Origin of the sequence: Nostoc sp., assembly GCF_036917555.1 — a bacterium.
Lineage (GTDB): Bacteria > Cyanobacteriota > Cyanobacteriia > Cyanobacteriales > Nostocaceae > Nostoc.
Map to the genome: position 1 here is coordinate 12,764 of NZ_JBALDD010000076.1, position 12,654 is coordinate 25,417.

Consider the following 12,654-nt stretch of genomic DNA (forward strand, 5'->3'; position numbering starts at 1 on the left):
CAATTAGGTAAGCAGCTTAATAAGCAGTGAGGGCGAACCTTATCTCCATTATTGTAGATTTAGAGCGCACTTCCAGAAAATAGTTCTAGATATCGAGTTGGGTAATCAGTATAGCATTGCAAGCAAGACTACCCAGATAAGTTAGCACTGACCAAAAATTTCGTCAAAAAAGAGCTACTGCTACAATTGGGACACCAGGCAAAGCAAGAATATCACCTTGACGGCTCAGAGCAGAGAATTATACCTACTCATCGCCTGCCAAAAAACTGATGACACATAGTGAACAATTAAAAATGAATAAATGCAATCTTGGCAGGCATCCTGGGTATCGAGTGGATGTAAATTAAAGTAAGGGCAGCTGATCTCGCTTGAACATACAGGCAGTATCAACCCCGTTATTAAAAATATTTAGATTGGTAGCAGTATTATGTTGGCTCAATTCCAGAGCTTGTATCCCAAAGGCAGTTTGATTTCTGAATTAGTGCAAATTTTTCAAGGAAAATATATTGTTCGGGCAAGCGTGCAAATTGAAGGCGTAACCCGTGCTACGGGTATGGCAGCAGCAGAAACAGTAGAAGCCGCAGAAGACCAAGCCAGAACTAGGGCGCTGATAGTTTTGGGTATTACAAACGCGCCACCAGAATCAGTGGCGTTGACCTCAAATCCAGTTTCCCCGGCACAGCTAAATCCTTCCTTGAATACTAAAGGTGGATTGAGTGAGCCTACTGCTTATTCCTCTGCAAAAAATGAGGATTTTGTTAGTAGTCAGTGGTCAGCAGTCAGCGATAAAGAAATATCTATACCGCCTTCCAAAGAACGGAACATCAAACCAGAAGTAGTAACAAGCAGTAACGAACAATACGAGTACAGCAATGCTGCGCCTCTAAACGATACCTATAGCCAGGATTTAGGTCAAAACTTTCCGATGACTGCCAACCGGGAGCTAGAATTTGATCCTCCAGTTGAGAACTTGGAAATAAATTTTGATAACCAGCCAGAAAATCAAACCTTTCCGGCAATTTCTGCTAATAATGTCACGCCATTTACACCCCGGAGTTACAGCCCTCAAGAAAATGTCGCTACCCCGTCAGTGACAGGGAAGAGAAAGAAAAAAGCTGAACCCGTGGATTTATCAGATGTAATTGCTAAAACAGATGTCGAACTTCAGCGTTTAGGCTGGACACCAGAACAGGGACGGGAGCATCTGATTGAAACCTACGGTAAGCGCGGGCGGACTTTGCTGACTGAAGAAGAATTACACGGATTTCTCAAATACTTACAATCCCAGCCAGACCCAATAGCAGGATTTTAGTTAGTAATTAGTCATTCGTCATTTGTAATTAGGACTTACGCACACTCTACGAATTCTCGGCGCTCTTCTCTTCGATACGCTGTGCATTGGCGAAAGCCTCTCGCAGAGAAGGCGGTTCGATAAATTAAGCTTTTTAGCAATTTTTGCATAACTTCTAGTAATAACTAATACGAAGTTGCCAAAGATAGTATTATTTGAGCGTAAATAAAAACTGTCATTCACTATGCCTCGTGTGCGAATTGAAATTGTGCCGCACCTGGGCTATCCAGAATTGACTCGTCTAGAACTTATGCATTGACAAAGTAGACAATTAGTGAGTTAGGGTTAACGAGGGAAAAATACCCTCCTGAGTTGAGAAAGATCAAAAGCGCGATCGCGCTTTTAATCGGCGAGTTTACAGGATTGACTACACCCGTGCATCTACACTGACTTGATACTGAACTTTATTTGAGCTAAACTGTCTGCTCCGGATAATGACGAAGTAATTTCCTGCAGCTAGATTCTGGCGTGTAATTTGGTGGGAAAATGAGTCGCGACTTTGGCCAATCACTTCACCTTGATTGCGATCAATTTGACCATTGTTGTTTGAATCCCTAACTAATAATAAATCTGTCTGTCCTCCGTTCGGGGCAACGCCTTCCAGTTTTAAACGTAAGTTAGAGCGCCCCGTGAGTAGCACTTTTCTAAAGTCTTCTAAGTCATCGGTGGTGGTCACATCGCCTTTGATCTGAAGAAATCCTTGACCACTATTCAAATTCCCCTCGAAATCCGCTGCAAAAATGCTATTGTCGTTATCGGGTGTCGCAAAAGCTGGGGAAACCAATCCAAAAGTCAATAAAGTTAGCAACGTTAGCTTGAGGCTCGATTTTAAGTAATTCATGATGTTTCTTCCTGAAGATAAATGATTGATTTTTGGTATTACACACTGTACAAAATGACTTGGTGTCTTTGTAACCTAAATCTAAATTAAGCTTTTAATAAAAAAAGTACAGTCTGAAAAAGACTTTAATAGTATGAAGTTGAAAATAAAATTCAAATTGCTTGGTATTATTTAGTCACAAAAAGTCTGTTTTGATAACATTGATCTACTCTAGCAAACTGGTTTTGAGGCTATTGTAGAGCGACAAATTATGGTTATTCCCAACTTTTGATAATCCTATGTCAGGATGGAAATGTGTATCTTCAGACAATTAAAAGTTGGAATTTCTTCAATATCTGCTACCGGATCAAGACTACCTTCATCTCGACAAATGGGAGCTTGACCCTTTAAAATCGAGTTTTGAAGTTCTAAATCAACTTTTGAACTCAAATAACCCCTCTTCAGTTATGAAGAAGGGTTATTTTTAGGGTTTAAAGAAATTAAAAGTGGTAAATCACCATTTACTATTCGTGACTATTAATTAAGAACAGCAACTGCTGGGCGACTACCAGCGGAGTGACGGTCAATCACTTGGTCAATCAAACCGTAGTCCCTGGCTTCCTCTGGCGACATGAAAAAGTCACGTTCAGTATCTTCAGCAATGCGCTCAATTGGTTGACCTGTATGTTCAGCTAAATAGTCGTTTAGCCGCCGCTTATGGTACAGAATTTCCCGCGCCTGAATTTCAATATCAGTCGCCTGTCCTTGAGCGCCACCTAAAGGTTGGTGAATCATAATCCGAGAATGGGGTAGACTCATCCGCTTACCCTTAGCACCGGCGCTGAGGAGAAAAGCACCCATACTCGCCGCCAATCCGGTACAAATTGTACAGACATCAGGGCGAATATGTTTCATAGTGTCAAAAATGCCCATACCAGCCGTCACCGAACCACCGGGAGAATTGATGTACATATAAATGTCTTTCTCCGGGTCTTCAGCATCCAAATACAGCAGTTGGGCAACAATCAAGTTGGCAATATTGTTATCAACTTGTTGTCCCAAAAAGATGATGCGCTCACGTAACAGCCGTGAGTAGATGTCAAAGGCGCGTTCACCTCGACCCGATTGTTCAATAACGATAGGAATCATGGAAGCGTGTTTGTGGCTACTTTAAATACATTTTATCGGTGACAGCACGAAACTGGGGCTGATCTCTACTATTCCCAGGTAGATATAAGTAAATCTTGGCTATTCTGTCTGATTCAACAAAGGAGCAAAATATGCTTTTGCAATAGATTTATACTCCAAGGGCACTTTTTAGCGACAAAAGCTGTCTAAGAGAATATCCCGATTTAGGGAAGAATAAATCAAAAAACTTCAATTGTCGCCAATCTTATATCTCGGACTTTGCTGCACAACCTTGGCGATGTCATGTATTGATTAGACCGATAACCGAAATCCGACTTGCTTAGGGAATTCTGTTAACTCTCAGTAACATTTTAAACATTTTTTTAGGATTTCCTTCGGCATTTATCAAGTTATTTTTGTTAGATTCGGTAAATCGGGAGTACGAGGTGTATTTAGAATAACTAGTCATAGTTGAAATGCTATCCATTCAGAGAGAGACGTGCCATGCTGGAAAAACTTATACAAGCCGCCATCATCACCTTCTTGCTCCATCTGATAGCAGGACTTAGCCCAAATACTTTAATGCAAACAAAGACAGCAGCACCTATGCAAGAAACGCCACCAAATATTGTTAGCTTGCTATTGCGACCTTTTCAATAAGAATGTTTCAGAGAGTTGCACAGGTATAAGTAAGTCGGCGTAAATAAATTCAATTATATAGATGATTCCCTGACTATAAAACTGCAATTTTTTACACCAACTTACTTAGGCGAGATTAAAAACAAAGGGATAATTCGCTCATTGAGTTTCTTAACCTAATGTACATAGCTGTCTAGGCTAACACTCCTGAGAACAGGGTAGACTGAGCAAAGAAGGCAACTACTCGCGTTTGATCATGACTAATCGCCTTGCTGAAGCTAAGAGCCTCTATCTCCGCAAACACGCCGAAAACCCAATTGATTGGTGGCCTTGGTGTGATGAAGCACTTGCAACTGCAAGGGCGCAAAATAAACCGATTTTTCTCTCCATTGGCTATTCTAGTTGCCACTGGTGTACTGTGATGGAAGGCGAGGCTTTTTCTGATATTGCGATCGCTGACTACATGAATAGCAATTATCTTCCCATCAAAGTAGACAGGGAAGAAAGACCTGACCTCGATAGCATCTATATGCAAGCTTTGCAGATGATGAGCGGTCAAGGGGGTTGGCCTTTAAATATTTTTCTTTCCCCAGAAGATTTAGTGCCATTTTACGCTGGGACTTATTTCCCTGTAGACCCGCGCTATGGTCGTCCGGGATTTTTGCAGGTGTTGCAAGCGCTTCGCCGTTATTACGATACAGAAAAAGCGGACTTACAACAACGTAAAGCCTTAATTGTTGAGTCCCTGCTTACGTCTGCGGTGTTGCAAGACGGTACAACAACCGAGCTTGAAGACCATGAATTACTCCGCCAAGGTTGGGAAACCAGTACAGGCGTAATTACTCCTAGTCAATCTGGCAATAGTTTTCCGATGATTCCCTACACAGAATTAGCACTGCGGGGAACTCGATTTAATTTTGAATCTCGCTATGATGGCAAGCAAATTTGTACCCAACGGGGACTAGACTTAGCGCTGGGCGGTATTTATGACCATGTAGCCGGTGGTTTTCATCGCTATACTGTTGACCCGACTTGGACAGTACCCCACTTTGAAAAGATGCTCTACGACAATGGACAGATTGTCGAGTATCTGGCTTCTTTATGGAGTGCAGGAGTACAAGAGCCAGCCTTTGAGAGGGCGGTTGCTGGGACTGTACAATGGCTGAAGCAAGAAATGACTGCGCCTGAAGGTTACTTCTATGCTGCTCAAGATGCCGATAGCTTCACTGAATCCACGGCGGTAGAACCAGAAGAAGGAGCCTTTTACGTCTAGAGTTACAGCGAATTACAACAACTGTTAACGCCTGAAGAATTAACCCAATTACAACAACAGTTTACGGTGACGCCTAACGGCAACTTTGAAGGACGTAATGTTTTGCAAAGACGCCATTCAGGTCAATTAAGTGCAACGCTGGAAACGCCACTGAGTAAACTGTTTACCGCTCGTTATGGCGTTAATTCTGAGTCACTAGAAACTTTTCCTGCGGCTCGGAACAACCAGGAAGCAAAAACTACTAACTGGCCAGGTCGCATTCCCTCGGTGACAGATACGAAAATGATTGTCGCCTGGAATAGCTTGATGATTTCTGGGCTGGCTAGGGCGGCTGGGGTTTTCCAACAACCTTTGTACCTGGAATTAGCAGCACGAGCGGCGAATTTTATCTTGGAAAATCAGTTTGTCGATGGGCGTTTCCAGAGACTCAACTATCAAGGAGAACCAACCGTTTTAGCGCAGTCTGAAGATTATGCTTTGTTTGTTAAAGCTCTGCTAGATTTACAAGCTTCCAACCCTGAGCATGAGCAATGGTTAGAAAAAGCGATCGCTATCCAAGATGAATTTAACGAATTTCTCTGGAGTGTAGAATTAGGTGGCTACTATAACACATCAAGCGATTCTAGTCAAGATTTAATTGTTAGAGAGCGTAGTTATGCTGATAATGCCACACCATCAGCTAATGGAATTGCGATCGCTAACCTTGTGCGTCTGGCCCTACTCACCGATAATCTAGATTATTTGGATTTAGCTGAACTTGGTTTGAAAGCTTTTAGGAGTGTAATGCATCGCGCTCCCCAAGCTTGTCCCAGCTTGTTTACAGCTTTGGATTGGTATCGTAACTCTACCTTGATTCGCAGCACAACTGAGCAAATCAACGGTTTGATCCCCAAGTATTTACCTGCGGCTGTGTTTGCCATCACAGCTGATTTACCAGAGGGAAGCGTTGGGTTAGTTTGCCAAGGTTTGAAGTGTCTTGCACCAGCAGAAAGTGTAGAGCATTTATTGCAGCAAGTCCAGAAAAGTCTAAATAGGGCATAGGGCATGGGGTAATGACGAGCCGAAGCAAATTAACAGCGATTGTGTTAGCTGGCGGTAAGAGTTCTCGCATGGGTCACGATAAAGCCTTGATTCCCATTCAAGGGGTACCATTGTTGCAGCGAGTTTGTGGGATTGCTCAAAGCTGCGCTGATACTGTTTATGTAGTAACTCCCTGGCCACAACGCTATCAAGATTTACTTTTGGCTGGTTGTCAGTTTATCGAGGAAGTACCTTTATCTGGAGAATCTCTAGCCCACGGGCCTCTAGTTGGGTTTGCTCAAGGATTAGCTAAAGTTAAGACAGATTGGGTGCTGTTGCTAGCTTGCGATTTGCCGAGGTTGCGGGTTGAGGTGTTGCAAGATTGGGCAAGTAAACTTGATAGCGTGGAGGATAATGCGATCGCAGCTTTAGCTTGTCATCCAAAAGGCTGGGAACCTCTGTGTGGTTTCTATCGCCGTAGCTGTTTGCCACAACTTCTAGAGTTTATCAACCAAGGGGAGCGATCGTTTCAGCAGTGGCTTCGGCAATATCCGGTAGAAGTTTTGCCCTTAGCAGAACCCGAAATGCTGTTTAACTGTAATACACCAGAGGACTTGGCTTTAAGTTGAGTTGGGGAATGCGGACTTAATTGTGAACTGAACCTGCGGAAACTCTGGTAATAAAGTCATTTTTCGGATGATTTGAATTCACCTCTATAGTTCAACACAGTTCAGATCAGCCCAAAACCCTGATGTAGAGACGCGATTTATCACGTCTTGGTTGTTTTAGATTTAAACTCATTAAAATTAGTAGATAATAAAAACTTTTATTACATAACCACTAATGCTATTTCCTGAAAATGAAAGCCAAAGGAGTTTTAATTTACTTTTCTCTAAAAATCCCAACCCTATGTGGGTATATAACCAGCATAATCTACAATTTTTAGATATAAATGAAGCTGCTGTTGTTCACTACGGCTACTCACGAGAAGAGTTCTTGCAAATGCGAATAACTGACATTCGCCCTTCCGAAGATGTGCCTATCTTCCTTGAATATTTAGAACGAAAGCACTCTAACTTAGATTTTACTGGGCGATGGCGACATCAGCGAAAAGACGGACAGATTATTGATGTTGAAATTTTCACACAGACAATAGACTATGGCAGTTATAAGGCTTGCTTAGTTCATATACGAGACATCACAGAACACAAACAAATAGAAAGAACTCTTCAACAAAGTGAAGCTAGATTTCGAGTTATTTCTGAAGCAATTCCTGTTCCATTCATTATTTCGCGTGTATCTGATGGGTTGATTTTATACGCTAATACAGAGTTGCTTCAAACATTTCAGTTTTCTCCAGAGTATTTAGTTAATCGCAAAAAATTTGGAGACTTATATCATAATATGACAGATTTAGAAACGCTATTAACAGTTCTTAATCAGCAAGGTTTTATTCATAATTATGAACTGCAATTAAAAAAAGCAGATGGAACTCGTTTTTGGGCGATCGCTTCTTTACAATATTTAGTTTTTAACAATGAATCAGCAATTTTAACAGTTTTTAATGATATTAATGATCGCAAAAATGCCGAAACAAAACTCCAAGAACAAAATGAGTTTTTGCGAATAATTTTTGAGAGCATACCATTGATGATTGCCCTGATCAATACCAATGGTGAACTCCAGTGGGTGAATCAAGAATGGGAAAATATTCTCGGTTGGAAATTTCCAGATTTCCAAACTCGTGATGTCTTGGAAGCGCTATATCCTAATCCTGAATATCGACAGTATGTCGTTAATTTTATTCAGTCTGCCAAACGCAATTGGGCTGACTTTAAAACTCAGGTACACAATGGTCGTTTACTGGATACATCTTGGACTAGTGTTTACCTTTCAAATGGTCAAATTATTGGTATTGGGCAAGATATCACAGAACGTAAGCAAACTGAATTAGCTCTAAAAGCCCAAGCCGAGCGAGAGCAATTGATGCGAACTGTTGCTCAACGGATTCGTCAATCTTTAAATCTCCAAGATATTCTGAATGCAACAGTTCGAGAAGTGCGAGATTTACTTGGAGTTGATCGAGTAGTAGTTTATCAGTTTGACTCAGAGATGATCGGCACAATTATGGCGGAATCAGTGGAACCTGGATGGACGGTTTCTTTGGGTATACAGATTCATGATACGTGTTTTCAAACAAGTGCAGGAGTGGAATCTTATCAGGGAAGCAAACGAGCGATCGCTAATATTTATGAAGCTCGACTAACTGATTGCCATATTAGCCTGTTAGAACAGTTTGAGGTGAAAGCAAATTTAGTTGTGCCTATTTTACTAGAAGTAAGCTCTCAAAACCCTGGCTCTCACATTTGGGGTTTACTGATTGCTCACCAATGCTCTGGTTTTCGTGAGTGGGAAGAAAATCAATTAGATTTGCTCGATCAAGTGACAGTCCAATTAGCGATCGCAATTCAACAATCCAGCATCTTAGCGCAAGCTCAAACTGAACTATTTCAAAGACAAAAAGCTCAAGTCAAGTTAAAAACTGCCTTAGCTGAAAAAGAAGTTCTTTTAAAAGAAGTTCATCATCGAGTTAAAAATAATTTGCAAATTGTCTCCAGTTTATTACAACTTCAGTCTCAAACACTCAAAGACCCGGAAATAATTAAAGTTCTTCGAGAGAGTCAAAATCGAATTGAGTCAATATCTCTAATTCACAAAAATTTATATACTTCCGCTAATATAGGACAAATTGATGTTGCTGACTATATCAGTAATTTAGCAGCCAGCTTGCTCATTTCCTATCAAATATGCCCTGGTAAAATTTCTCTAGAAACTGATATAGATTCAGTAAGCTTGAATGTCGATCAAGCTATTGCCTGTGGATTGGTGATTAACGAATTAATCTCCAATGCCCTCAAACATGCTTTTCCCAATCAACAAGTAGGCACAATCAGTATTGCTTTACACAATGCTGGCAATAGTATCGAAATGACTATCCGAGATAATGGGATTGGTTTACCAGATAATTTAGATTGGAGAAATACTGATTCTTTGGGTCTGTCGTTAGTACATGACTTGGTTACAGAACAACTAGAAGGCGATATTACTCTAGAAGGCAATTATGGAACAGTATTCAAAATAAAATTTACGCAGTTAACTTTGCATTAATAAATATCAAATGGATCAAGCTAGGATTTTAGTCGTTGAAGATGAAGTGATTGTGGCTAGAACTATTGCTAGTCAACTCAGTCAACTAGGATACATTGTTACGGGTACAGCTTCATCTGGAAAAGTTGCCATTGCCAAGGCATCAGAAACTCAACCAGAACTAGTATTAATGGATATTATTCTTAAAGGTGATATGGACGGTATTGTTACCGCCACTCAGATTCGTGAGCAGTTAGATGTACCTGTAATTTATTTAACCGCTTATGGCGATGATCATACTTTAGAAAGAGCCAAAATTACCCAACCTTTCGGATACATCGTTAAACCATTTACTACAAAAGATTTAAAAATCGCGATCGAGATCGGTCTGTTAAAACATCGGTTAGAACGTGAACTGCGGGAGAATCGAGATCAGTTAGCAACCCTTTTAAACTCAATGAGTGATGCTGTAATTGCTGCAAATGAGCAGGGAAAGATGACATTTATGAATCCTGCAGCGGAGGCGCTGACTGGCTGGCAGCAAAAAGATGCTTTAGGAAATGAGGCAGCGAAGATTTTTCATATTGTCGATGAAGTGACAGAGACAACATTAGAAAACCCTATTACAAAAGTGCTGCAGGAGCAACAAGTTGTTTATTTAGAGGCATTCACATCTCTAATTACAAAAAACGGCAAAAGAGTTCCAATTGGCGACAGTGCTTCACCACTAAAGCGAGGTTCTGACCACATAAATGGTGTAGTAGTTGTTTTCTGGGATCTCAGCGAACGACGCCAAACAAAATTGCTAGAGCAAGCATTAGAGAAGGAGCAAGAACTTAACCGTCTCAAATCCTTATTTATCTCTACTGTATCTCATGAGTTCCGTAATCCCCTAACTGTTGTTCAAACCGCAGTAGAACTCATGGAAATGAAAGGAGCAAATTTGACAGATACAAAAAGAGGCATCTATTTAAAACGAATTCAAGGTGCTGTGCAATCAATGGAAAAACTTATGGAAGAAGTACTGTTTATGGGTCGAGCGGAAGCAGAAAAACTCATATTCAACCCTGCTCCTTTTAACCTAGAGCAATTTTGTCGAGAGTTAATCGAAGATTTTTTGATTGTTAAAAGCAGTGTGTGTGAAATTGTTTTTACCTGCCATAGTGAGAATACGTCCGCTGTCATGGATGAAGGACTTTTACATTACTTGTTTGCAAATCTTCTCTCAAATGCGGTTAAATATTCTCCCAAAGGTGGCAAGATTCAATTTGATTTAATATGCGACCCAATTGAGAAAGTAGCAATTTTTTACATTCAAGATCGAGGTATGGGCATTCCCAAACCAGACCAAGCTCGACTTTTTGAATCATTCTACCGAGCCTCAAATGTCAAATCAATTCAGGGTACTGGGTTGGGGTTAGTAATCGTTAAAAGGTGCGTTGATGCTCACAGGGGTCAAATCAGTGTCACAAGTGAAGTTGAAGTTGGTACTAAATTTACAGTAATTTTGCCCTTAAATTCCGAATTATCCTTGACTGAAGCTTCTGAATTATAAATTGCAAATTCTTCTTCAACTCACATCCTGATTTTTGTTACCAACTTGAGTTTGGTAGTGGCGCCATTTTTCCTGCTGACGCGCTCTTTTGTCTTCGTTAAGGCTATCAAAACAATAGGGACAGGAGATACCTTGCTCATATTCGGGAGACGCTTTATCTTCCTCAGAAATCGGACGCCCACAACTGAAGCACCGCTCACAACTTCCTTCTTCTAATCCATGACTAACGGCTACCCGCTCATCAAAGACAAAACATTCTCCTTCCCATAAACTTTCTTGTGCTGGAACTTCCTGCAAATACTTAAGAATGCCGCCCTTGAGATGATAGACTTCTGCAAAGCCTTGGGCAAGCATGAAGGATGAGGCTTTTTCACAGCGAATGCCACCTGTACAAAAGAGAGCAACCTTTTTGTGTTTAGTTGGGTCGAGATGGTGGCGCACATAATCGGGAAATTTGCGGAATGATTCAGTTTGGGGATTTTCTGCTCCTTGGAAAGTACCGATATTCACCTCATAATCATTGCGGGTGTCAATCACGGTTACTTCTGGATCGGAAATTAAATCATTCCATTCTTGAGGATTGACATAGATACCAACTTGCTCACTAGGGTCAATTTCTGGCAACCCCAAAGTGACAATTTCTTGCTTTAACCGCACCTTCATCCGCTCAAAAGGTGGGGTTTCGGTATAGGACTCTTTGGATTCTAAGTCTGCTAAACGGGGGTCAGAACGCACAAACCAGAGAACTGAGTCAATCGCCTGACGCGAACCGGCAATTGTACCGTTAATCCCTTCAAGTGCCAGCAAAATCGTCCCCTTGACACCTTGCGCTTGGCAGTAAGACAGCAGAGGATCTCGTTTATCGGCAAAATCTGGCAGCTTAACAAATTTATACAGTGCTGCGACAACTTGGATATTTTCTGGCTTCATCCCTTCGGTAATAGAACAATATAAGTTACAATAACAACGGTAATCAAAGTTATCTACTATTTTAATTTTATGGGGGTTTAGCTCAGTTGGTAGAGCGCCTGCTTTGCAAGCAGGATGTCAGCGGTTCGAGTCCGCTAACCTCCATTGGAAATGTTTGATTAAATGGGAATGCATCCATTACACCAATTCAAAGCCGTACTGAGTTAGAGGAATCTTTGGATAAGGAGGTAAACTCTGATTTGACAGCACTCAGGTAATTTTGCTCGTTCAAAATTTGACTTATCTATACTTAGGGGGTTATTTGGAAAAGCGTCCATTGGGGTTAGTGGCAATTGTTATCTACAAATCATTTGCTGCCTTGCTGCTTATGGTTACTTCGATCGCTTTATTATTGACATTAAAAAATTATCAAACTCTAGAGGCGTTTTCAGAAAATTATGTTTTAGAAGGTAAATCGATAATTATTGATTGGCTTTTAAAGAAAGTTGTCAACTTAAATCCTACAACTCTAGGATTTAGCGGCATCGGAACCGGAATCTATGCTATCGTTACTGCTATTGAAGCCGTTGGTTTATGGTACGAAAAGCGTTGGGCACATGTCTTAGTATTGGGACTTGTCGGTATCAGTATTCCACCAGAGATTTATGAATTAATTCGGGGAATATCTCCGATCAAAACATTAGTGTTTGTGTTGAATTTAGCTGTATTTGGCTATTTACTCCGAAACTTTCCTAAACATCCAAACTAATTTTTGATTCGATACTTAGGATCTATCGTTGAAAAGTTAAGGA

General features: G+C 40.8%; 10 protein-coding genes, 1 tRNA gene and 1 pseudogene. 8 read left to right on the plus strand and 4 right to left on the minus strand.

What is annotated here, in order from left to right:
- The first annotated feature begins 427 nt into the window (after positions 1 to 427).
- Positions 428 to 1,312: a hypothetical protein gene (locus V7K60_RS29320; RefSeq protein ID WP_334930895.1), complete on the plus strand. Its 885-nt coding sequence runs from the start codon at positions 428 to 430 to the stop codon at positions 1,310 to 1,312.
- Between the two features lie 406 nt (positions 1,313 to 1,718).
- Here the strand turns inward: V7K60_RS29320 and V7K60_RS29325 are convergent, their stop codons facing one another.
- The 3 genes from V7K60_RS29325 to clpP form a co-directional block, all read right to left on the minus strand.
- Complete coding sequence (locus tag V7K60_RS29325) at positions 1,719 to 2,192, minus strand: hypothetical protein (RefSeq protein ID WP_334930897.1); 474 nt, start codon at positions 2,190 to 2,192, stop codon at positions 1,719 to 1,721.
- A 276-nt stretch (positions 2,193 to 2,468) separates the two neighbouring features.
- The gene (locus V7K60_RS29330; RefSeq protein WP_334930899.1) at positions 2,469 to 2,621 is read right to left on the minus strand and encodes a hypothetical protein; all 153 of its coding nucleotides are present in this window, start codon (positions 2,619 to 2,621) and stop codon (positions 2,469 to 2,471) included.
- Between the two features lie 87 nt (positions 2,622 to 2,708).
- Positions 2,709 to 3,320 carry an ATP-dependent Clp endopeptidase proteolytic subunit ClpP gene (gene clpP / locus V7K60_RS29335; protein ID WP_292873561.1) on the minus strand — a complete coding sequence of 204 codons (612 nt, stop codon included), beginning with the start codon at positions 3,318 to 3,320 and terminating at the stop codon, positions 2,709 to 2,711.
- Positions 3,321 to 3,803: 483 nt separating this feature from the next.
- On the opposite strand from clpP, the gene V7K60_RS29340 reads away from it, so the two are divergent.
- The 5 genes and pseudogenes from V7K60_RS29340 to V7K60_RS29360 all read left to right on the plus strand — a co-directional run bounded on the left by V7K60_RS29340 (position 3,804) and on the right by V7K60_RS29360 (position 10,933).
- Positions 3,804 to 3,959, plus strand: a complete 156-nt coding sequence (locus V7K60_RS29340) for a hypothetical protein (RefSeq protein ID WP_334930901.1) — start codon at positions 3,804 to 3,806, stop codon at positions 3,957 to 3,959.
- A gap of 235 nt (positions 3,960 to 4,194) precedes the next feature.
- Positions 4,195 to 6,252: pseudogene (locus V7K60_RS29345) on the plus strand (thioredoxin domain-containing protein).
- Between the two features lie 11 nt (positions 6,253 to 6,263).
- Entirely contained in the window at positions 6,264 to 6,860 is a 597-nt protein-coding gene (locus V7K60_RS29350) for a molybdenum cofactor guanylyltransferase (protein ID WP_334930903.1), read from the plus strand.
- Between the two features lie 214 nt (positions 6,861 to 7,074).
- Positions 7,075 to 9,399 (plus strand): PAS domain S-box protein, encoded by a 2,325-nt coding sequence (locus tag V7K60_RS29355; protein WP_334930905.1) that lies wholly within the window; start codon positions 7,075 to 7,077, stop codon positions 9,397 to 9,399.
- A gap of 10 nt (positions 9,400 to 9,409) precedes the next feature.
- The gene (locus V7K60_RS29360) at positions 9,410 to 10,933 is read left to right on the plus strand and encodes a hybrid sensor histidine kinase/response regulator (protein ID WP_334930907.1); all 1,524 of its coding nucleotides are present in this window, start codon (positions 9,410 to 9,412) and stop codon (positions 10,931 to 10,933) included.
- Between the two features lie 15 nt (positions 10,934 to 10,948).
- On the opposite strand, the gene trhO is transcribed toward V7K60_RS29360, so the two are convergent.
- The gene (gene trhO / locus V7K60_RS29365) at positions 10,949 to 11,863 is read right to left on the minus strand and encodes an oxygen-dependent tRNA uridine(34) hydroxylase TrhO (protein ID WP_334930909.1); all 915 of its coding nucleotides are present in this window, start codon (positions 11,861 to 11,863) and stop codon (positions 10,949 to 10,951) included.
- 71 nt (positions 11,864 to 11,934) lie between these two features.
- Between trhO and V7K60_RS29370 the strand changes: the two genes are divergently transcribed.
- Positions 11,935 to 12,007 (plus strand) — tRNA-Ala (locus V7K60_RS29370).
- Between the two features lie 157 nt (positions 12,008 to 12,164).
- Positions 12,165 to 12,611, plus strand: coding sequence for a DUF2127 domain-containing protein (locus V7K60_RS29375; protein ID WP_334930911.1), 447 nt, complete (start codon positions 12,165 to 12,167; stop codon positions 12,609 to 12,611).
- The last annotated feature ends 43 nt before the right edge of the window (positions 12,612 to 12,654 follow it).

Bases quoted from the DNA above. Each gene is read 5' to 3' on its own strand.
- V7K60_RS29320 (WP_334930895.1), top strand. From the start codon at position 428: ATGTTGGCTCAATTCCAGAGCTTGTATCCCAAAGGCAGTTTGATTTCT.
- V7K60_RS29325 (WP_334930897.1), bottom strand. From the start codon at position 2,192: ATGAATTACTTAAAATCGAGCCTCAAGCTAACGTTGCTAACTTTATTG.
- trhO (WP_334930909.1), bottom strand. From the start codon at position 11,863: ATGAAGCCAGAAAATATCCAAGTTGTCGCAGCACTGTATAAATTTGTT.
- V7K60_RS29355 (WP_334930905.1), top strand. From the start codon at position 7,075: ATGCTATTTCCTGAAAATGAAAGCCAAAGGAGTTTTAATTTACTTTTC.
- V7K60_RS29350 (WP_334930903.1), top strand. From the start codon at position 6,264: ATGACGAGCCGAAGCAAATTAACAGCGATTGTGTTAGCTGGCGGTAAG.
- V7K60_RS29340 (WP_334930901.1), top strand. From the start codon at position 3,804: ATGCTGGAAAAACTTATACAAGCCGCCATCATCACCTTCTTGCTCCAT.
- V7K60_RS29360 (WP_334930907.1), top strand. From the start codon at position 9,410: ATGGATCAAGCTAGGATTTTAGTCGTTGAAGATGAAGTGATTGTGGCT.
- clpP (WP_292873561.1), bottom strand. From the start codon at position 3,320: ATGATTCCTATCGTTATTGAACAATCGGGTCGAGGTGAACGCGCCTTT.